18 protein-coding genes are annotated in these 22,000 nt (G+C 51.1%); 9 read left to right on the top strand and 9 right to left on the bottom strand.

What is annotated here, in order from left to right; translation table 11 throughout:
* Window positions 1-30: 30 nt before the first annotated feature.
* On the top strand, window positions 31-711 hold the full coding sequence (gene can / locus WBL83_RS19155) for a carbonate dehydratase (protein WP_367595717.1): 681 nt from the start codon (window positions 31-33) through the stop codon (window positions 709-711).
* A gap of 67 nt (window positions 712-778) precedes the next feature.
* Here can and hpt read toward each other — a convergent pair whose 3' ends face one another.
* Window positions 779-1,315, bottom strand: a complete 537-nt coding sequence (gene hpt / locus WBL83_RS19160) for a hypoxanthine phosphoribosyltransferase (RefSeq protein ID WP_424590611.1) — start codon at window positions 1,313-1,315, stop codon at window positions 779-781.
* A gap of 160 nt (window positions 1,316-1,475) precedes the next feature.
* Here hpt and WBL83_RS19165 point away from each other — a divergent pair, with 160 nt between their 5' ends.
* Entirely contained in the window at window positions 1,476-3,884 is a 2,409-nt protein-coding gene (locus WBL83_RS19165; protein ID WP_424590612.1) for a glucose/quinate/shikimate family membrane-bound PQQ-dependent dehydrogenase, read from the top strand.
* 94 nt (window positions 3,885-3,978) lie between these two features.
* On the opposite strand, the gene cueO is transcribed toward WBL83_RS19165, so the two are convergent.
* A complete protein-coding gene (gene cueO, locus WBL83_RS19170) occupies window positions 3,979-5,562 on the bottom strand; it encodes a multicopper oxidase CueO (RefSeq protein WP_424590613.1) in 1,584 nt (527 codons plus the stop codon).
* 156 nt (window positions 5,563-5,718) lie between these two features.
* On the opposite strand from cueO, the gene WBL83_RS19175 reads away from it, so the two are divergent.
* From WBL83_RS19175 to WBL83_RS19185, 3 genes are all read left to right on the top strand, one after another.
* Window positions 5,719-6,066: a YacC family pilotin-like protein gene (locus WBL83_RS19175; protein WP_310607334.1), complete on the top strand. Its 348-nt coding sequence runs from the start codon at window positions 5,719-5,721 to the stop codon at window positions 6,064-6,066.
* Between the two features lie 369 nt (window positions 6,067-6,435).
* Window positions 6,436-6,885 (top strand): hypothetical protein, encoded by a 450-nt coding sequence (locus WBL83_RS19180; RefSeq protein WP_424590614.1) that lies wholly within the window; start codon window positions 6,436-6,438, stop codon window positions 6,883-6,885.
* Complete coding sequence (locus WBL83_RS19185; protein WP_424590615.1) at window positions 6,882-8,015, top strand: FKBP-type peptidyl-prolyl cis-trans isomerase N-terminal domain-containing protein; 1,134 nt, start codon at window positions 6,882-6,884, stop codon at window positions 8,013-8,015. Before WBL83_RS19180 ends, WBL83_RS19185 begins: the two co-directional genes overlap by 4 nt.
* A 37-nt stretch (window positions 8,016-8,052) precedes the next feature.
* Here the strand turns inward: WBL83_RS19185 and yacL are convergent, their stop codons facing one another.
* A complete protein-coding gene (gene yacL, locus WBL83_RS19190; RefSeq protein ID WP_424590616.1) occupies window positions 8,053-8,415 on the bottom strand; it encodes a protein YacL in 363 nt (120 codons plus the stop codon).
* Between the two features lie 199 nt (window positions 8,416-8,614).
* The gene (acnB, locus tag WBL83_RS19195; RefSeq protein WP_424590617.1) at window positions 8,615-11,212 is read right to left on the bottom strand and encodes a bifunctional aconitate hydratase 2/2-methylisocitrate dehydratase; all 2,598 of its coding nucleotides are present in this window, start codon (window positions 11,210-11,212) and stop codon (window positions 8,615-8,617) included.
* Between the two features lie 528 nt (window positions 11,213-11,740).
* On the opposite strand from acnB, the gene WBL83_RS19200 reads away from it, so the two are divergent.
* Together WBL83_RS19200 and WBL83_RS19205 are read left to right on the top strand one after the other, a co-directional pair.
* Complete coding sequence (locus WBL83_RS19200; RefSeq protein ID WP_424590618.1) at window positions 11,741-13,372, top strand: DUF3300 domain-containing protein; 1,632 nt, start codon at window positions 11,741-11,743, stop codon at window positions 13,370-13,372.
* 11 nt (window positions 13,373-13,383) lie between these two features.
* Window positions 13,384-14,229 carry a DUF2950 domain-containing protein gene (locus tag WBL83_RS19205; protein ID WP_424590619.1) on the top strand — a complete coding sequence of 282 codons (846 nt, stop codon included), beginning with the start codon at window positions 13,384-13,386 and terminating at the stop codon, window positions 14,227-14,229.
* Between the two features lie 83 nt (window positions 14,230-14,312).
* On the opposite strand, the gene WBL83_RS19210 is transcribed toward WBL83_RS19205, so the two are convergent.
* The 4 genes from WBL83_RS19210 to WBL83_RS19225 are packed head-to-tail and all read right to left on the bottom strand — an operon-like array spanning window position 14,313 to window position 18,209.
* Window positions 14,313-15,410, bottom strand: a complete 1,098-nt coding sequence (locus tag WBL83_RS19210; RefSeq protein WP_424590620.1) for an extracellular solute-binding protein — start codon at window positions 15,408-15,410, stop codon at window positions 14,313-14,315.
* 24 nt (window positions 15,411-15,434) lie between these two features.
* Window positions 15,435-16,271, bottom strand: coding sequence for an ABC transporter permease (locus WBL83_RS19215; RefSeq protein WP_424590621.1), 837 nt, complete (start codon window positions 16,269-16,271; stop codon window positions 15,435-15,437).
* Window positions 16,268-17,131 (bottom strand): ABC transporter permease, encoded by an 864-nt coding sequence (locus tag WBL83_RS19220; protein ID WP_424590622.1) that lies wholly within the window; start codon window positions 17,129-17,131, stop codon window positions 16,268-16,270. Before WBL83_RS19220 ends, WBL83_RS19215 begins: the two co-directional genes overlap by 4 nt.
* Window positions 17,118-18,209, bottom strand: coding sequence for an ABC transporter ATP-binding protein (locus tag WBL83_RS19225; RefSeq protein ID WP_424590623.1), 1,092 nt, complete (start codon window positions 18,207-18,209; stop codon window positions 17,118-17,120). The genes WBL83_RS19220 and WBL83_RS19225 overlap by 14 nt, the downstream gene beginning before the upstream one ends.
* Before the next feature lie 227 nt (window positions 18,210-18,436).
* Here WBL83_RS19225 and WBL83_RS19230 point away from each other — a divergent pair, with 227 nt between their 5' ends.
* Window positions 18,437-19,267 carry a glycerophosphodiester phosphodiesterase gene (locus WBL83_RS19230; RefSeq protein WP_424590624.1) on the top strand — a complete coding sequence of 277 codons (831 nt, stop codon included), beginning with the start codon at window positions 18,437-18,439 and terminating at the stop codon, window positions 19,265-19,267.
* A gap of 22 nt (window positions 19,268-19,289) precedes the next feature.
* Window positions 19,290-20,402, top strand: a complete 1,113-nt coding sequence (locus WBL83_RS19235; protein WP_424590625.1) for an ROK family transcriptional regulator — start codon at window positions 19,290-19,292, stop codon at window positions 20,400-20,402.
* A 55-nt stretch (window positions 20,403-20,457) separates the two neighbouring features.
* On the opposite strand, the gene lpdA is transcribed toward WBL83_RS19235, so the two are convergent.
* Window positions 20,458-21,882: a dihydrolipoyl dehydrogenase gene (gene lpdA / locus WBL83_RS19240; protein ID WP_424590626.1), complete on the bottom strand. Its 1,425-nt coding sequence runs from the start codon at window positions 21,880-21,882 to the stop codon at window positions 20,458-20,460.
* Window positions 21,883-22,000: the final 118 nt, after the last annotated feature.

The following is a 22,000-nucleotide window of genomic DNA, read 5'->3' on the forward strand; positions in this document are numbered from 1 at the left end:
CACTTATTCCGTTACAGGTTGTTAACCTCCATGAAAGACATTGATACCCTCATCAGCAATAACCAGGTCTGGTCAAAACTGATGGAGGACGAAGATCCGGGCTTCTTTGAACGTTTGTCTCAAGCCCAAAAACCTCGCTTCTTGTGGATTGGCTGTTCTGATAGTCGCGTTCCCGCTGAACGTCTGACAGGCCTTGAACCCGGCGAGTTGTTTGTTCACCGTAACGTGGCAAACCTGGTAATTCATACGGATTTAAATTGCCTTTCTGTTGTTCAGTACGCGGTAGATGTTCTTGAAGTTGAACACATTATTATCTGCGGTCACTACGGATGCGGTGGTGTACAAGCGGCGGTTGAGAACCCGGATTTAGGGCTTATCAACAACTGGCTGCTGCACATCCGCGATATCTGGTTCAAGCATAGTTCCCTGCTGGGTGAACTCCCACCGGAGCAGCGTCTGGATACGCTTTGCGAGCTGAATGTGATGGAGCAGGTTTATAACCTCGGCCATTCCACCATCATGCAGTCAGCATGGAAACGCGGCCAGAAAGTCACCATTCACGGTTGGGCTTATGGTATTCACGATGGTCGCCTGCGTGACCTGGAAGTGACCGCCACCACCCGCGAATCACTAGAACAGCGTTATCGCAGCGGGATTTCGAACCTTCAGAACTCCCATCGAAGCCACAAGAATAGAACACCTTCACAGTAACGCAGATAGCAAAAAGGGCCTTAAAGGCCCTTTTTCATAGCTCGGATTAGCTTGAATATCCGGCAAATTACTCGTCCAGCAGAACCACTTTACCGACGTAGGGCAGATGGCGATAACGCTGTGCGTAATCAATACCATAGCCCACTACGAATTCGTCAGGAATGGCGAAACCCACCCACTCGACGTTCACGTCAACTTCACGACGCTCCGGTTTATCCAGCAGCGTACAAATGGCCAGTGACTTCGGCTCACGCAGGCTCAGGATCTCGCGCACTTTGCTCAGTGTATTACCGGAGTCGATAATATCTTCGACGATCAGTACGTCTTTGCCGCGAATATCTTCATCGAGATCTTTCAGGATTTTCACATCGCGGGTGGTGGACATGCCACTGCCATAGCTCGATGCCGTCATAAAATCGACTTCGTGTGGCACCTGAACTTCACGGCACAAGTCCGCCATGAACATAAATGAGCCACGCAGCAGACCAACCAGCACCATATCACTACCGCTATCACGATAATGTTCAGTGATCTCACGACCCAATTCAGCGATACGGGCTTTGATCTCCGCTTCGGGGATCATCACATCAACAGTATGTTTCATAGTTATAACCATATGATTTAAAAATAAATCATTCGATATCGGTTAAATTTAAACCAATACAAAATATTCAGGCCAGCATTATAACAGCAAATGACATTCGCATCCGCTATCTGAAAAAAAGCCATTTATGTGATGAATCTCACACTTGTTAATAACTATAATGAATTGCTATCAAACTTTTAAGAGCGTGATAATTGTGAAAACAAATAACTCAGGTTCGCGAGTCATCGCAACCTTAACAGCCCTTTTTGCCGTACTGACGGGGCTGTATTTACTTATTGGCGGGATATGGTTAGTTGCAATTGGGGGTTCCTGGTATTACCCAATTGCAGGGGTGGTGATGCTTGTCACCGCATGGTTACTTTGGCAACGCAAAGCTCTGGCACTGTGGATCTACGCCGCATTACTGCTTTGCACCGCGGTATGGTCCGTGTGGGAAGTTGGTTTCGACTTCTGGGCGTTAACACCGCGTTTAGACGTACTCTTCTTCTTCGGCGTATGGTTACTGCTGCCGTTTGTTTATCGTCATCTGATTCTACCTTCTGCAGGTGCAGCTCCCGCGCTTGGGGCAGTTCTGGCGATTACCGTGGTGGGACTGGCCTGGGCGGTATTTAACGATCCGCAGGAAATCAACGGCACGCTGAAAACCGATGCAGTCGCAGCAACAGCAAGCTCCAGCATTCCTGATGCAGACTGGCCTGCCTATGGCCGCAATCAGGAAGGTCAGCGCTACTCTCCTTTAAAACAGATCAACGATAAAAACGTTGGTGAGCTTAAAGAAGCCTGGACCTTCCAGACCGGTGACGTGAAACGCCCAAGCGATCCCGGTGAAATCACTAACGAAGTCACGCCGATTAAAATCCGCGACACGCTTTACCTGTGTACTGCTCACCAGCAGCTGTTTGCGCTGGATGCGGCAACCGGGAAGCAGAAGTGGAAATTCGATCCGCGTCTGGATACCAATCCTTCGTTCCAGCACGTGACGTGCCGTGGGGTCTCTTACCACGAAGCCACAGCGGATAACGCGACGCCAGATGTGGTGTCTGATTGTCCTCGTCGTATTATCCTTCCGGTGAATGACGGGCGTCTGTTTGCAATCAATGCCGATAACGGTCAGCTGTGCGAAAGCTTTGCTAACAAAGGCATTTTGAATCTGCAAACCAATATGCCGGTCACCACACCAGGCATGTATGAGCCAACGTCGCCGCCAATCATCACCGATAAAGTGATTGTGATTGCCGGTGCGGTTACAGATAACTTCTCTACTCGCGAGCCGTCTGGTGTTATCCGTGGTTTTGATGTGAACAGCGGCAAACTGCTATGGGCATTCGATCCGGGTGCGAAAGATCCGAATACCATTCCAGGTGACGAGCATCATTTCAGTCTTAACTCGCCGAACTCCTGGGCGCCAGCTGCCTACGATGCGAAGCTTGATTTGGTCTACCTGCCGATGGGTGTCACCACGCCGGATATCTGGGGCGGTAACCGCACACCGGAACAGGAACGTTTCGCCAGCAGCATCGTAGCGCTTAATGCAACGACCGGGAAACTGGCGTGGTCTTATCAAACAGTTCACCACGATCTGTGGGATATGGACATGCCTTCGCAGCCAACGCTTGCGGATATTACCGTTAACGGCCAAACCGTTCCGGTTGTCTATGCACCTGCGAAAACCGGTAACATTTTTGTGCTGGATCGTCGCGATGGGAAGCTGGTTGTTCCGGCTCCTGAAAAACCTGTTCCACAGGGTGCAGCGAAAGGCGATTACGTTACACCTACCCAACCGTTCTCCGACCTTAGCTTCCGTCCGAAGAAAGATCTGAGCGGCGCAGATATGTGGGGTGCAACGCTGTACGACCAGATGGTCTGCCGCATTATCTTCCACAACCTGCGTTATGAAGGCATTTTCACACCGCCATCTGAGCAAGGCACGCTGGTCTTCCCGGGTAACCTGGGGATGTTCGAGTGGGGTGGGATTTCGGTTGATCCTAATCGTCAGGTCGCGATTGCCAACCCAATGGCTCTGCCGTTTGTTTCTAAACTGATGCCACGCGGTCCAGGTAACCCGATGGAAGCACCGAAAGATGCGAAAGGTAGCGGTACAGAATCTGGCATTCAGCCGCAGTATGGCGTGCCGTATGGCGTTACGCTCAATCCGTTCCTCTCTCCGTTCGGCTTACCGTGTAAGCAACCGGCTTGGGGCTACATCTCTGCGGTTGATTTGAAAACCAACGAAGTGGTGTGGAAAAAACGTATCGGTACGGTGCGTGATAGCTCACCTCTTCCACTGCCGTTTAAAATGGGGATGCCAATGTTGGGCGGCCCAATTTCTACCGCAGGGAACGTGCTGTTTATTGGCGCAACCGCAGATAACTACCTGCGCGCATATAACATGAGCAACGGTGACAAACTGTGGGAAGCACGTCTGCCAGCAGGTGGGCAGGCAACGCCGATGACCTATGAAGTGAATGGCAAGCAGTACGTCGTCATTTCTGCGGGTGGCCATGGTTCGTTCGGGACGAAAATGGGCGACTATATTGTCGCTTACGCTTTGCCGGACGCTAAGTAAAAAAACAGTCGGATGGCGCTACGCTTATCCGACCTACGAAGCTAGCGGATGAACACTCTGTAGGGCGGATAAGCGTAAGCGTCATCCGCCTTTTTTACGCCACCGTAAACCCAAGCATCATGCCGGTGTCCTCATGCTCCAACAGATGGCAATGCGCCATATATGCATGCTCCTTCGAAGCAACATGATCAAAGCGCACTAACACTTCACTGCGTGCCCCTTCCACCCGTACGGTATCTTTCCAGCCCTGACGATGCGCCGCGACCGGTTGTCCATTCTCACTGAGAATACGGAACTGCGTTCCATGAATATGGAAAGGATGCAGCATCATGTCGCCTTCACCGGAAATGGTCCATTTCTCGTATTTACCTTTCTCGACGGTAAACGCGGGAGCGTTCATATCAAACGCTTTGCCGTTAATCTTATTGGCATTTTGGAAATCGTAACCCGCGCTCTGCTTACCGTGATTCATGCCGCCATGATTCATCTTGCCGTGGTTCATATTCCCCATGCCGCCCATATTGCCATGTCCGGACATGTTCATGCCGGCCATCGCCTGAGAGCCATATTTTTCCATCAACGCCTGCATCCCCATCATATCCAGCATCGGATCCATCATGAGTTGTAACCAGCGTTCGGTCACTCCCTCATGATTCGGTATCGCCGGGACGGTCACCAGTTTATCGGGCAGGTCGCCAGAAGCGGCGATAATCAGCGGTTGGATACGCACTACCGGCACGGGCTGGTCGAAAGGTGCTACCGTCATACCCATTTGTTTAACCGGCAGCGTGACGATATCAAACGCTTTGCCGTCACGGGTATCCACCAGCACTTCGAAGCGCTCCCCCATCAACATAGGGAGTTCGGTAACTTTGACCGGCTCAGCTAACAGTCCGCCATCGCTGGCAATAACGTACAGTGGGCGGTTATCGCTGGCGGCGATATTGAGTGAACGAGCGTTACAGCCATTCAGCAAGCGTAAACGCAGCCAGCCGCGTGGGTTGGCATGTTGCGGATACACCGCACCGTTACACAACAGCGTGTCGCCAAACCAGCCAACCGCCGCACTCATCAGATCCAACTGATAATCAATTTGCCCATCGGCAGCAAATCGCTTGTCCTGAATAATCAGCGGCACATCATCGATGCCCCACTGTTTGGGGATGCGCAGCGCACGGCTTTCGCTATCGTCGATTAATACCATGCCTGCCAGACCCATCGCGACCTGGTGTCCGGTTTTGCCATGTTGATGCGGGTGAAACCAGCAGGTCGCGGCGCGTTGCTGCGGCGTAAATTTCACCGTGCGTTTGCCACCTGCGGCAATCACGCCGTGCGGACCGCCGTCGACATCGCCTGGGACTTCTAAACCATGCCAGTGAAGGGTGGTTTCTTCTGCGAGCGTGTTATTGATCTCAACAGTGACTTCTTCTCCTTGGTTTAGCTGCAAAGCTGGCCCCAGCAAATTGCCGTTATAACCCCAGGTGGTGGCTGATTTTCCCTTAAATGTACTTTTGCCCGCTTGTACCGCTAAACGGATGCTATTCTTTGCATCAGGGGAAAGAAGTTCGGGGATGGGTAATGGTGGTCTGTCTGCTGCCAGCGCGGCTTTACTCCAGAGCGGCAAGGCGCTAAACGCCCCCATGATGGCAGAATACTTTAGAAAATCACGGCGATGCATATTCAATTCCTTTCTTTCGCAGGCGTGTGAATAAGCATAAACCCTGCCCTTACGGGAAGGTCAAGTTTTACCCAAGGTATGGAGCTACGAATATATCTCGTCGAGCCTCATTTAACTGTGTTAACGTTTCGTATCTAATAAAAAGTGGTAGATGTGATGAAGATGGGTGTTAGGGCATTATTGCTGGGATTGTTGCTGGCTTTTTCTACCAGCAGTCAGGCACTTAGCGAGTCTGAAGCAGAAGATATGGCCGATCTTACTGCGGTTTTTGTGTTCCTGAAAAATGATTGCGGCTACCAAAATCTGCCTAACGGACAAATTCGTCGCGCCTTGGTGTTTTTTGCTCAGCAAAACCAGTGGGATTTGAGTAATTACGACACCTTCAACATGAAAGCGCTCGGTGAAGATAGCTATCGTGATCTGAGCGGTATTGCCATTCCTACTGCGAACAAATGCAAATCCCTTGCCCGGGACTCATTGAGCCTGCTCGCCTACGTGAAATAACCCTCCTCATCTTACCAACATTGAACAGATAGCCGCGCTTACGCGGCTACTGGTGTCTGATATTCCACGACTCAACATGTTAACTCCGACCATAACAATTTCCGAAAATTACGTTAGCTAATTGCGTAAAAATTAAAAATAGTTATTCTTGTCCATACAAATGGTTACCTGAAACCATTGAAATAAATACAACATTATTTATTGTGCTTTTTATCTATTAATTTGGTGAAGACATTCGACACCAACGCCAGGCTATTTATTTTAAAAAATAACAACCATTCATTTATTAGCTAATAACCAGTGCGTAGTGTTGGGTATGGAAATCAGCATGAGCATTAAAATATAACCAAAGGATGGATATACGGGACCATGAAAATTAAAAATGCAGTTCACGGAATTTATCCGGTGATTGCAACTCTTGTGATCATGTTGTCAAGCGGCTGTAGTACTCAGTCTGCGCATAAAATAAAGCCAGTTACTAACGCCCCTATTACACAGCCGATTCAGCCAGTTACTGAAATCAGCCCGGCACCTGAGCCTGTCGTCAAGACGACACAGGAAGAACAAATTACCTTTTGCCGCCAGGCGCTTGATTCGTTGCAGAAAGTAAACCCTTCGCGCGCCCGTAAATTAAATACCGATTTTAATGCATTAGTTAGCGCAGCCTCTCAATATAACGCAGTTCGTGGGCAAGTCGGTACCACCACTCGTCAGGCAATTGACTCTATGTATCACTTCAAGAGTATTAAACTGTGTGCCGATATTGATAAGGAATTAATGGATAGTCTGGTTCAGCGCGGTGAGAGTGCAAGTCGATGAAACGTTATTCTCTAATATTATGCTATCCGCTGGCGATAACGGGCCTGATGGGTTTTACCCATGCAGTGAATGCACAAGAAGATCCTTTAGTCGCGGTAACCGCGAATGCTAATTTCGATAATTCTGTTCCCGCAATTCTGAATTATGCCCAGCAGGCACAAAATAACCCTTCATCCGGATCGGTGAAGGTTGCACCTAAAAGCCAAAAGCGGGTTTCGGCAAATGATAAGACCGGTTCACCCGATGCTAAATATACCCGGCAACAAATCTGGCTGACGCAAAAAGATGCCACCATTCACCAACTTCAGGCTCAGCTTGCCGATAAGAATGCACAAGGTGAAATAGCTTCGCAAAATGAAGCGAAGCTGACAGCGCAGATTACGGCACTACAGGAACAATTCACTCAGGCAAATCAGACTTTAAAAGCGAAGCAAGATGAGCTTGCAAAAGTCTCCAGTGATTTCACAGCATTCAAAGATGAAACCGCTAAGAAAGCCTCCCCAGTGGATTTAAAGCTTGCTCCTCAACAACAAGCCTATTCCATTGGCGTTTCGCTTGGGAATGACGTTTTGCAGGAGATAACGACCCGTGAAGCTCAGGGAGTGAAGGTCGACCACGATGCGGTGATGCTGGGTATCAATGATGTGTTTAAGGGCACGCTTGCTCTTGATGAAAGCACACGAAATGCCTCGCTCGCCGCTGCGTCTAAAGCGTTGTACGAAAACCTGTCAAAAGCGGAAACTAACTCGCTTAAAGAAGGGAAACTGTACCAGCAGAATTTCGCTAAACAGAAAGGCGTTGAGTTCAAAGATGGTGTCTACAGCCGCATTGATTACGCAGGCCAGGGAGCCATTGATGCAAAAGATACCGTAATTGTAGTGATGAAAGAGACGCTCACCGACGGTACGGTTATCAGCGATATGGAAGCCGCGGGCAAAGAATGGTCACAACCTCTGGAAGCGTATCCGCCTGTGTTTAGCGGTCCGATTAAGCGCCTGGGTAATCATGGCAGTATTACTGTCGTTATCCCTGCGGAGCTTGCATACGGCAGCAAAGGATTGCCGCCGAAAGTGCCACCGGGAGCCACGATGACTTACAACATTCGAGTCGTTGATGTATTAAAAAAATAGCTCATTATCATTTCAGGCCCGCGAGGGCCTGTTTTTTTTATCGGTGATTCACAAATTCGCGATACGCTGTGACAACCTGCATGAAATCTTCCACGCCACAGAAAGATAAACTCTCTTCGTCGTAGTAGTTCATCCCGTCTTCCATTTCATCACCGGTAATTTCCAGCTGATTGGCGCGGATAATCACCTCTTCACCGTCAAGCCACAACGTGTATTCGTGTCCTATACGTTGCCACTGGCGCTCGCTACCTTTTACTGAATTTGCGGCCTCTTCAACTTCATCGAGCAGGGTGAGATTATCTTTTACTTCTTCGTTAAACCAATGACCCACCACTTCGTGACCCATCGACATACGCACCTTCACCAACCCGGTGACATCGCGCAAAAATTCATATTCCATGGTGTTTTCCTCTACCCGGCCAGGGGAAATACAGTACCCCTTAGCGTATAAGGTAATTATCGCAGCAAAACCGGCGAAAAACAGCGAGTAACACGCAGAGCGGCAAATAAAAAAGGGGGGGAGATTGAGTTGAGTGGTGCCCTCACCCCAGCCCTCTCCCACAGGGAGAGGGAGAACACAGAGTGAGGGTATGTGGCTTTTAAACAGCAGTCTGGAAAATCACTCCGTCTGCTTTCTCGGTGTACTGAGAAAGTTTGTCGAAGTTCAGGTAACGGTAGGTATCAACCGCAGTCTTATCGACTTGCGCCATGAAGGTTTGGTATTCCTCAGGCGATGGCAATTTACCCAACAGTGAAGATACTGCGGCGAGTTCTGCTGACGCCAGGAACACGTTCGCCCCAGTTCCTAAACGGTTCGGGAAGTTACGCGTAGAGGTTGAAACCACGGTTGAGCCATCAGCCACACGTGCCTGGTTACCCATGCACAGTGAACAGCCAGGGATTTCAATACGCGCACCGCTCTTACCAAACACGCTGTAGTAGCCTTCTTCAGTCAACTGAGCGGCATCCATACGCGTTGGTGGCGCAACCCACAGGCGAGTTGGCAGCTGGCCTTTGTGGCTATCAAGCAGTTTACCTGCCGCACGGAAGTGACCGATGTTGGTCATGCAAGAACCGATAAATACTTCGTCGATTTTCTCGCCCTGAACATCAGACAGCAGACGAGCGTCATCCGGATCGTTTGGTGCGCACAGGATAGGCTCTTTAATATCGTTCAGATCGATTTCGATGATCTCTGCGTATTCCGCATCAGCATCGGCTTCCATCAACTGAGGATCCGCCAGCCATTTTTCCATGCCCTGGATACGGCGCTCAAGCGTACGACGATCGCCGTAACCTTCTGCGATCATCCACTTCAGCAGCACGATGTTAGAGCTCAGGTACTCTTCGATCGGTTCACGATCAAGCTTGATGGTACAGCCAGCAGCAGAACGCTCAGCAGAAGCATCGGTTAGCTCAAACGCTTGTTCAACTTTTAGCGTAGGCAGACCTTCGATTTCCAGGATACGACCCGAGAAGATGTTTTTCTTACCTTTCTTCTCAACAGTCAGCAGGCCTTGTTTAATCGCATACAGTGGGATCGCATGAACCAAATCACGCAGGGTGATCCCCGGCTGCATTTTGCCTTTAAAGCGCACCAGTACTGACTCAGGCATATCCAGTGGCATCACGCCGGTTGCCGCAGCAAACGCCACCAGACCAGAACCCGCCGGGAAGGAGATACCGATTGGGAAGCGGGTGTGGGAGTCACCGCCAGTACCGACGGTATCAGGCAGCAGCATACGGTTCAGCCAGGAGTGGATAACGCCATCGCCCGGACGCAGCGAGACGCCGCCACGGTTCATAATGAAGTCTGGCAGCGTGTGGTGTGTATTCACATCCACCGGCTTAGGATAAGCGGCCGTGTGGCAGAAGGACTGCATCACCAAATCAGCCGAGAAGCCCAGGCACGCCAGGTCTTTCAGTTCATCACGAGTCATTGGACCGGTGGTGTCCTGAGAACCGACAGAAGTCATTTTTGGTTCGCAGTACTGGTTCGGACGAATGCCTTCTACGCCACAAGCACGGCCAACCATTTTCTGCGCCAGCGAGTAGCCACGAGAACTTTCCGCAACATCTTTCGCCTGCACAAACACTTCGCTGCGTGGCAGATCCAGCGCTTCGCGTGCTTTGGTTGTCAGGCCACGACCGATGATCAGTGGGATACGACCGCCAGCGCGCACTTCGTCCAGCAGCACATCGGTTTTCAGTTCGAAATTCGCGATGACTTCGTTGGTTTCGTGGTTACGCACTTCGCCTTTATACGGATAGATGTCGATAACATCGCCCATGTTCAGGTCGTTGACGTCCACTTCGATTGGCAGCGCACCGGCATCTTCCATGGTGTTAAAGAAGATTGGCGCAATTTTGCCACCGAGCACCACACCACCGCCGCGCTTGTTCGGCACGTTCGGGATGTCGTCGCCCATAAACCACAGCACGGAGTTGGTCGCAGATTTACGAGAAGAACCGGTACCGACCACGTCGCCTACATAGGCCAGTGGGAAACCTTTCTTATTTAATTCTTCGATCTGTTTGATCGGGCCAACGCTACCTGGTTGATCCGGCACAATCCCTTCGCGGGCATTTTTCAGCATCGCCAGAGCGTGCAGTGGGATATCCGGGCGGGACCAGGCGTCAGGCGCTGGAGACAAGTCATCGGTGTTAGTTTCACCGGTCACTTTAAATACGGTAACCGTGATTTTGTCAGCCAGTTTAGGGCGAGACAGGAACCACTCGGCATCAGCCCAGGATTTCAGCACTTGTTGTGCGTGGGTGTTACCGGCTTTTGCTTTTTCTTCTACATCGTAGAAGTTATCAAACATCAGCAGCGTATGGGACAACGCTTTAGCGGCGATCGGTGCCAGCTTTTCGCTATCCAGCGCGTCAATCAGCGGATGAATGTTGTAGCCACCTTGCATGGTGCCAAGCAGTTCTACAGCTTTCTCGGGGGAGATTAACGGGGAAGTCGCCTCACCTCTAGTGAGAGCAGCCAGGAATCCGGCTTTAACGTAGGCGGCTTCATCAACACCTGGCGGAACACGATTGGTAATAAGATCTAAAAGGAATTCTTCTTCACCCGCTGGTGGGGTTTTCAGCAGCTCGACCAGTGCGGCCATTTGGGATGCTTCTAAAGGTTTTGGAACAATCCCATCTGCAGCACGTTCGGCTACGTGCTTACGGTATTCTTCTAGCACGACGGTTCTCCTCGCTCTCATTGTCATTTCGGTTCCGGCTATTCTCTTCACGCTCCTGTGAGACAGCAGTTTGTAGGGTAAATGCCCGGTTCCGCGACGGGCAGCATAGCAGGATTTTCAGGGGGTGTTAATCCGTTTACAAAAAAGCAACATTAAATACTTGCTGAATCGTTAAGGACAAAATATTACTTTTCGATATGACCCGCGGGTTCTTTTAGGATGGCGTTTTTGAGAGGAACAAACAGGTTTTTGTAGGGTGGATAAGCTTGCGTCATCCACCGGGAAGTGTCGGATGACGCAGGCTTATCCGACCTACGTTAAGCAATAATCAATGCGGTGCTTCCCGGCACATCAATCGCGCCGAAGCCATGTTTCAGCGCCACAAGAAATAATATTTCACGGTTTCGGACAACATTTACGGCAAGAATCACCGTTTAAGTCAAAAATTAAACCATCAGCTCCCTATACTCGCCAGACACAGCCGCCTTCCGGCCTGGCTCTCTACTTCTGAATACCAGGAGAAGTTAAATGAAGTTGCCATTCAAGCCTCATATTTTTACCCTTGTAGGGAGTGCTGTCATTTTAGCGGCATCTGGCATGCTATTTGTGAAAAGCCAGTCAACGCAGGCGGCATCCTCTTCCCCTGAACCGGTCGCCCAACCTGCGACGCCAGCCCCAGCGGCAGCGCCCGCCGCTCCTGCGACACCTGTTGCTGGGACGCCTGCACCACTCACCAATGCACCAACCTTTACCACAGCCCAAATCGATCAATGGGTTGCACCGGTTGCGCTGTTCCCTGACCCGCTTTTATCGCAAGTGCTGATGGCGGCGACCTACCCGGCGAACGTGGTTCAGGCGGTGCAATGGTCCCATGATAATCCGAAGCTGGAAGGCGATGCCGCAGTTCAGGCTGTCTCAAATCAACCCTGGGATCCGAGTGTAAAATCGCTGGTCGCCTTCCCGCAATTAACCGCGCTGATGGGTGAAAATCCACAGTGGGTGCAAAATCTGGGTGATGCATTCCTCGCACAACCGAAAGATGTCATGGACTCCGTGCAGAAACTGCGTTCAATGGCGCAGCAGACCGGCACTCTGAAAACGACTCCGCAACAGACGGTGACCACCGCCCCGGTTACGGTGAACCAGAATAATACAACGGTTAAAGAGTCCTCCGGCACCAGTTCGGCTCCGGCTCCGGCACCCGCTCCGACGGTGATAAAAATCGAGCCGACTGATCCGCAGGTCGTTTACGTTCCGACTTACAATCCAACCACCGCGTACGGCACCTGGCCGAACACCGCTTATCCACCGGTTTATCTGCCACCTCCAGAAGATCAGTTCGGTGACAACTTTGTCGACGGACTGGGATTTGGCCTGGGTGTCGTCACCACGGCAGCTTTATTTGGCAGCATCGACTGGGATGATGACGATTACTACGACCACCATGGTGGTGGTGGCGGATATAACCGTAATGGGGACAACAACATCAATATTGACGTTGACCGTTACAACCGCGTTTCCGGGCAAAACCTGGCTAAAGGCAGCAACATGCGCTTCCAGCATAATCCTGCTTACAGGAGCGGTGTTGGCTACCAGTCCAATGCCGTATCTGAACGCTATAACCGTACCAATGTCGCCGGTGGACTAAGCGCAACGCCTAACGCCGCAACCGTCAACCGTGATGCCCAGCGTCAGGCAGCCAGAACACAGATGCAGCAGACGCAGCGCCAGGCGGGATCGGCACCACAGCGCGCCTCCCGCGATGCTCAGCGTCAGGCATCTTCCCAACAATTGAACAAGGTTGCTCAGCGCAATAACTATCGGGGCTACGACACACCGAACACTGATGCTCGCCGTAACGCCGCCAGAACTCAGGCCAACCGTTCGACCAATCAACAAACGCAACGTCGACAGGAAGTAGCCAGAACACAGAACCGGGAAACACAAAATCGAGCCAACTCAAATGTGGGGCAACGTCAGCAACAAACCCAACGACAATCAAGATCCGCGTTAAGTGGTAACGACAGCCGTTCCCCTTCCTGGCAGGCACAAAACCAGCGAGGACAGCAAAGTCTGAATCGCTCATCGGCCCACCGCGAACAACGTAGTGGTGGTGGCAGAGAACGTAGCTCTCAGGGTCGTGAATTTAATCGTCGTTAAAAGGAGGCATCATGAAAATTCGTATGAAGTTAAGTGCACTAGTCATGCTTATGCTGCCTGCCTTTGTGCAGGCGCAGGAACTGTTTACCACACCTGAACTGGCAGCCAGCTCATTTGCCAAAGCCGTCATTAGTCAGGATGAAGCGGCACTGACCAAAGTGCTGGGTGATAACTGGCGGCAATATTTGCCTGATGATAAAGCCGATCCTGAAGCCGTCGCCCGTTTTATTCGTGACTGGAAAGTGAGTCATAAAATTGAGCAGAGCGGAGATACAGCGCATCTGAATGTCGGCCAAGAAAACTGGCAATTGCCTATCCCGATGGTGAAAACCGATGCGGGCTGGCACTTCGATATGCAGAAGGCTGCGGATGAAATTCTCACCCGTACTATTGGCCTTAACGAGCTTTCAGCGATTCAGGCGATAGATGCCTATGTCTCGGCGCAGGAAGATTACTTCGAACTCAATCAGCAATACGCGCAGAAATTTGTCAGTAGCGAAGGCAAGAAAGACGGTTTGTACTGGCCACTCAAACCGGGTGAAGAACCCAGCCCGCTCGGCCCAAGCTTCAGCCCTGAGCAACCGGGTATGGGTTATCACGGTTATCACTTCCGAATTCTTACCGCTCAAGGCGCAGACGCACCAGGTGGTGCGAAAAACTATATTTCAGACGGGAAAATGGCGGATGGCTTTGCGCTAATAGCCTGGCCTGTAGAGTATGGGGAAACGGGCGTCACCACCTTTATGGTCGATAACCAGGGAGTGATTTATCAGAAGGATCTAGAGGAAGAGACACCTGAAAAAGTGCAGGAAATAAAAGAATTCAATCCGGATAAAAGCTGGCAACAAGTTCCCTGAATGTTCAAAACGGCCAGAATGCTTAATTCTGGCCATTTTTTTAGTCATAAATTATGGCAAATTAAATTTTCGTGGTGGACGATTTATTGCATAGAAACCTGGCGCACAAACTCTTTTCTGAGCTGCATGCTGTATTCCTTGCCGTAAAACTGCGTGGCAATATCTGGCTGCACCACCTCTGTTTTCACTTGTTTGTTCATCGGCACCGCACCGAAAGCCACATTCAGCGCCCGCTGGGTATCCGCTTGCGTTAACCAGTTCAGGAACACCGCCGACGCAGCAGGATGTGTGCTATTTGCGGCAATAGCCGCAATGTTGCCCCCTCCCGGCATACCAAAAGCCGGAATGTAAAATTTCAGGCGGCCAGTTATCGCACCGGATTTTTGCAAGCCCGCCAGATGATCTTCCCAGGCGGGTACCAGCAATAATTCACCGTCATTCAGACGAGTCAGGCTATCGGCACCCGATGCGGTCTGGGTGATTTTCTCTTTATTGCCGACAAACCATTCCCAACCCTTTTTCCAGTTTTTAATAATGGCGGGATCAACTTGCGTAGCATCGGCATCAAATGCGCCAGACGAGAGGGTGACTACGCGCTGAATAAAGGCCTCGCCTGCCCCACCATTATTCGGATCGTTGTAACCAAACTTCTTCGGATTCTCATCAATAAAACGTTGTAAATCATCGAGCGATTGCGGTAAAGGTTGATTGCCCATCTGTTGTGGATCGTAAGCCATACCGGTTTGGTTTCCCCAAAAGGCCACCGCATAGCCTTCAGTATTCACGCTTTGTAACTGATGCACCGCATCCCCGTAACCCGGCAGCCAGTCTACCTGCGCCAGGGCATTCGCTTTACGGATGATCGGTAACTGCGCCACCGACAAGGCCACCACGTCCATTTTGCCTTTTTCGCGGCGAGCTTCCGCCAGCAGTTTATTCATGTTGCCGTCAATCGATCCTTCCGGAATACGCACCTTAATACCGTACTGCTTCTCGAAATCAGCCACGAAACTGCGCCATTGCGGCTGCAAATACCAGACGTTAAATGTCACCGAGCCTTCTTTTTTGGCCTGTGCAACGACGAGATCCCAATCTTGTTGAGCCAGTGGCGTGGTGGCCGCCGCAGTCGCTGCCCCGCTCAATAACATGCCACTGAGGAATAAAACCGTGCTTGTTTTCATGGTAAATGACTCCCTATTCAAGGATCACGCCTTGCCGGTTGACTGTGACAGATAATTTCCTTTCAACAGCTTCTCAATAATGACCATCAGGACTACGTTCGGGATCACCAGGATCATCGAGACTACCGCCGCATCCGGGCGCACAAAGGAATAGCCGAGGAAGGAATAAAGAATGGTCGGCACAGTAATAAAATCTGGCGCACCCAATACATATGAAATGCTGAACTCTTCTAAGCTGCGCACCAGACAAAAAATCAACGCAGCCAGGAAACTGGGCTTGAGCATCGGTAAAAAAGCGTTGCAGAACGTTCCCCAATGGCTGGCACCGAGATCGCGGCTGGCATCAATTAAATCCTGCGGCACCGCTTTAAACCCGGCGGACATAATGCGGATCGAGTAAGGCAGCGTCAGCACAGTGTGCCCTAACACGATGCTGATAAACGGGTTGCTGATATCCAGATTCATCAGCATGGCGCTGAAGAAAATCCCGATGATCATGCCAGGCATCACCAGTGGGATCAGCGTGAGCATTTCAGCCACGGCTTTCCCGCGAAAAGTCATGCGCCCGAATGCATAAGCGGTGGGTAACGACAGCAATAAACTCAGCATCGCCACAGCGGGCGCAATGGTGTAGCTGTTAAAGAGGGCTTCTGACAGTGAAGTTTGCTGCCACACCAGCAACCAGCGGTTAATGGACAACACTTGCGGAAATATGTCCGGGTAGCTCCACGGGTGTTGCGGGTCAACCAGCGACCATAAGACAGCCATCGAAAACGGCAGTCCAAGCCAGACCAGATTGACCAGAATAAAGAACAGCATTGAAATGGTGACGATCAGGCGTCCATTCGCCGTGCGGTTCATTTGACCTCTCCTTTGCGGGTGGCGAGAGGTGTCAGGAGGATGGCGATAAGCAGCGTACCCACTGCCGCCGTCAGCATGATAATCACGGCAATAACCGCAGAGTTATTCCACTCGCCATATTCCATAGCCGTGGCCTGCATCAGGCGAGCCAGCGAGTAAGTATTGCGCGGGCCAGCGACGGAGAAGAAGGCAAAGTCCCCCAGCGCACCGATAAAAATAAGGATCAGAGAGACTTGCACAGCGGGTAATGTCAGGGGAAAGATAACGTCCCGAAAACAGCGCCAGCGGCTGGCACCCAGGTTACTCGCCGCGTCGAGCACGTCGGTACGGATCGCGTTAACTGACCCGCCAACCAGAATCAACGCGAACGGCAGGTTCTTCCAGACTTGTAAGATAACAACGCCCCAGCCAAAGTCATCGTTCTGCATACGCAGCGGTTGGCTGATGACGCCCAGCGCCAGCAATAGCTCGTTGATGACGCCGTGATAAGCAATGATGTTGATGAACAGAAATGCCGCCACGAGGCCGGGAATAAACATCGGCGCACGCAGCACAGCAACGATCCCCTCTTTCGCCACCAGCGGCTGACGAAGCCACAACGCCAGCGGGTAAGAGAGCAGCACCGCACCGAAAGCTCCCAATACCGAAACTTTTACCGAATAAAACAAGGCGCTGTGCAGCACCGGATCTTGTAATACGTTTTGCCAGTATTCGAGTGAAAACTGGCTGTCGCCGGACAGATTGAAATAGCCGACACTTTGCACCAGCACCACGTAAAAGGTCGATCCCATCAGCAACACAATGGTACCCAGCCCGCTGATCATCAGCAGCCAGGCGGTCAGCTCATTACGCCATTTCATCGTGCCCCTCCGCCACCGGCTCCAGGAAGTGAATCGCATCCTCGGGTAAACGGAAGCAAACTCGCGCCCCGCTTTCTGCCTGCGGTTTTTTGATCAGTTGCAGACGTACCGACAGTTTGCCGTCATCGTTATCGCCCCATGCTTCGGTCAGGTTGCCCATAAACGCCATTTTGCGCAGCGTGAGGAAGAAATGGTTATTACCGGTTTGCGGCTGAGGGACAAATTGCGCATCTTCGGGCCGCCAGCAGATATAACAATGCTCAGCCTTCGGTGGGTGGGGAGAACGCACGTAAAACTCACCCAACTGGCAGCGAACCCGATAAAAACCCGGTTGTTCCGCCGGAGTGATGTGGGCGATATCGATATTGGCTGCACCAATAAAATCGGCGACGAAGCGGTTAGCAGGACGGTAATAAATCTCTTCTGGCGGGCCAATTTGCTCCACGTTGCCCGCATTGAGCACCACAATCTTATCGGACATGGTCAGCGCTTCGGCCTGATCATGGGTGACGTAAATAGACGTGAGTTGATATTGCCGCTGCAACTCTTTGATTTCAAAACGCACACTTTCACGCAGCTTCGCATCCAGATTGGATAGCGGCTCGTCAAACAACACCACATCCGGACGTGTAACCATCGCTCTCGCCAGCGCCACCCGCTGCTGCTGCCCACCAGAAAGTTGCACCGGCATTTTCAGGCGCTGATCCTGCAAGCCAACCTGCTTCAGCGCCTGGGCCAGCCGCAGTTGCTGCTCGGCAAGAGGTAAGCGTTTTTGCTTCAAACCAAAACAGATGTTATGCGCCACATTCAGGTGCGGAAACAGCGCGTACGACTGAAAACACATTGCTGTGTTGCGCTTTTCCGGCGGCTGATTATTAACGGATTGCCCGTTAATCAAAATGCGTCCGCTGTCTGGCTGATGAAACCCGCCGATCATTTTGAGTAGCGTGGTTTTACCACAGCCGCTCGGGCCAAGCAGGGTGACAAATTCACCTTCCTCGGCGCTAAAGGAGATCTCACGGGCGGCATAGAACGCGCCAAATTGCTTTGTAACCTGTTCCAGTAAAAGCGTCGACATGGTGAACAAATCCTGTGTTAAAACTTGATGATTAAATTTACACGCTAAATATAAAATTTATGTGACAAAGATCCTTAAAATCATATTCAAAGCATAAATATACATAAATTTATTATTTATCATGTGGATACAGCAAATAAGCGTTTGCTATAATTATTTTATTCACATAATTAAATTTAAAGAGTAAATTTAATTGCCATATGTTCACATCATAAAAGGAACGGAATATGGCGTTTAACTTTCATCAGGCTGCACAGGGCATCGTGCTGGCAAACAGCCACCGCGGTTACTCCAGCCGTTATCCAGAAAACACTCTGCCCGCGTTTATCGGGGCTAAAGAGGCAGGAACGCATTGCATCGAGTTAGATATTCATCTGACGGCAGATAATCATCTGGTGGTCACACACGATCACCGCATTGATCGCGTTTCGACCGGCACAGGTTTTGTCGAACAAATGACGCTCGCGCAGCTACGGCAGTTCGATTTTGGTATTAAGTACCATCCGCAATTTGCGGGCACCCCGATCCCCTTGTTGCAGGATGTTTTACGTTGGGCGGTAGACAATGGGATGGGTCTGATCGTGGAAGTGAAGCAGCGTCGTCGGCATGAAGAGTTTGTGCAACACCTGGTCACCTTGCTGCAATCGATGCCAGCGGCACTGTCACATATTCAGTTGCTGGGGTTTAATCATGTGTTAATTAACCGTGTTAAAACCCAGATACCCGACCTGGCATTGCAGGTCGTGACGCTTGAGCGTTACAACAATCAACTGGCGGCGGTGCAACATTCTCATGCCAGTTGTGTCTGTTTTGAATATGAATTCGCCCATGTCGACGATCTTCGCGCCTATAAACAGGCGGGACTGGGAGTACGCATATACCTGCATGAAGTGAAAAATGGCATGACGCCACTGGAGCAGTACCAGCACAAATTCGGGTATGATAGTCGCCCTGAGATCCTGGGCTGGCTGCGTGAAGGCCTGATCGATATGCTCAGCCATGATGATCTTCCCTACCTGCAGGCGCTGATTGAAGAGGCTGGACTGCGCTGGGCCTGACAACGAAAATGATAGCCATATTATGAATGTAAAACCTGACCGTCTGGAACTGCGTCCTACCCAACGTTTGCTGCTGGAGCTTATTCGTCGCCATGCACCGGTAACTCGTGCTGAACTGGCGCGCTATTCAAATCTCACCGCAGGCGCGATCACCCAACAATGTCGGGAGCTATTATTTTCGGGTCTGGTTATCGAAGGCGAACGCAATATGGGGCAACGCGGACAGCCATCGCTGCCCCTGCGGCTCAATCCAGGCGGTGCGTGCGCGGTCGGGCTGGCTTTCAGCCCTGGCTTTATCCATATGACGCTGGTGGATCTCAGCGGTCGTAAGCTCTTTAGTATTTCCGAGCCTCATCTGGAAAATCAGCCGCTTGCCAGCACGCTAAAACAGATCAAAACCCTGGTAGGGCAGACGTTAAAAAAACGCCAGCTTCAACATGCGCGCGTTCTCGGCGTCGGTTATGCCGTACCTGGTTTTCTAAAAACTGATAGTAAAAAGCGCCACTGTGTGGCCTGGCTTTCAAGCTGGCGCGATGTCGACCTGCAACAGGCATTCGAACATAATTTACCGTGGCCAACGTGGGTGGAAAACAACGCCAACGCTTCGGCGATTGGCGAGTTGTATTCGGGAACATGGAACCACTACCAGGATTTGACGTTTATTGATTTGGGCTATGGCATCGGCGCGGGGATCATTGCCGAAGGTAAATTGCTGCGCGGCGGTTTTCTGAATGCGGGTGAAGTCGGGATGGCGTTTCCAGGCGATAAACCGCGCCCATCCTATAAAGATCTGGCCGCGACGCTTACACAAGCCGGGTTAAGCGAAGCACAACTACCCGCACTCACCGCGCAGCAGCATCCCGTACTGGAAGCCTGGTTTTCTCGCTGCTGTGATCAAGTTGAGCAGAGCATTATGGGATGTCTGCAATGGATTGACCCACAGTTAATCATTTTAGGTGGAGCTATGCCGGAAGCCATTACCGAACGGCTGGCTGAAGTTTTAACGCAAAGACTCGATGCGAGGCTTGATCCTGACCGCCCAAAAGTCCGGCTGGTGAACTCCCCGATGGGTGCCGAAAGCGCCTCGTGGGGCGCGGCGATGATCCCGCTGTATCAAGTGATTAATCAGGCTTAATCGACCCGGCAAAAAAAACGCCTCCGAAGAGGCGTTAGTCAGCAAAGTGAGAGTATTACTTCTTCTTCGCTTTCGGGTTTGGCAGGTCGGTGATGCTACCTTCGAAGATCTCAGCAGCCAGACCTACAGACTCATGCAGAGTCGGGTGCGCGTGGATGGTGAGCGCGATATCTTCTGCGTCACAACCCATTTCGATAGCCAGACCGATTTCGCCCAACAGCTCGCCGCCGTTAGTACCGACAATCGCACCACCAATAACACGGTGTGTTTCTTTGTCGAAAATCAGTTTGGTCATACCGTCTGCGCAGTCGGAAGCGATAGCACGGCCAGAAGCTGCCCACGGGAAGGTGGCGGTTTCGTAGCTGATGCCTTTTTCTTTCGCTTCTTTCTCGGTCAGACCAACCCATGCAACTTCTGGTTCGGTATAAGCGATAGAAGGGATCACTTTCGGGTCGAAGTAGTGCTTCATGCCCGCGATAACTTCAGCGGCAACGTGACCTTCGTGAACACCTTTGTGAGCAAGCATTGGCTGGCCTACGATGTCGCCGATTGCAAAGATATTCGGCACGTTAGTGCGCATTTGCTTATCGGTACGGATGAAGCCACGGTCATCAACTTCAACGCCAGCAGCGCCCGCATCCAGCAGCTTACCGTTAGGTACGCGACCGATTGCAACCAGAACCGCATCGTAACGCTGTGGTTCAGCTGGGGCTTTTTTGCCTTCCATTGTTACATAGATGCCATCTTCTTTGGCTTCAACAGCAGTAACTTTGGTTTCCAGCATCAGGTTGAATTGCTTGCTGATACGTTTGGTGAAGACTTTCACCACGTCTTTGTCGGCAGCCGGGATAACCTGGTCAAACATTTCAACCACGTCAATCTCTGAACCCAGCGCATGGTACACAGTACCCATTTCCAGACCGATGATACCGCCACCCATAACCAGCATGCGTTTTGGTACGGATTTCAGTTCCAGTGCGTCGGTAGAATCCCATACGCGTGGATCTTCATGCGGAATGAATGGCAGCTGAATCGGACGAGAACCCGCCGCGATAATGGCGTTATCGAAGTTGATAGTCGTTGGACCATTTTCACCTTCAACAACCAGGGTGTTAGTGCCGGTAAATTTACCCAGGCCATTCACCACTTTAACTTTACGACCTTTCGCCATACCAGACAGGCCACCAGTCAACTGGTTGATAACCTTTTCTTTCCAGGTACGGATCTTGTCGATGTCAGTTTTCGGCTCACCGAAAACAATGCCATGCTCTGCTAACGCTTTCGCTTCTTCGATAACTTTAGCAACGTGCAGCAGGGCTTTAGAAGGGATACAGCCAACGTTCAGGCAAACACCACCAAGGGTGCTGTAACGTTCTACAATGACGGTCTCCAGACCTAAATCAGCGCAACGGAATGCAGCAGAATAACCTGCCGGGCCTGCCCCAAGTACGACGACCTGAGTTTTGATTTCAGTACTCATCATGACCTCTATGTTTTCTATCCGGTGATCCCTGGCCTTATCGCCCGTCATCCACCGGGACGTTCTATCCGCACGTAGTCTACAAAACTGTTAACAATTTTGAAACAACAAACGGCAA

This window comes from Buttiauxella sp. (assembly GCF_049686335.1).
GTDB lineage: Bacteria > Pseudomonadota > Gammaproteobacteria > Enterobacterales > Enterobacteriaceae > Buttiauxella.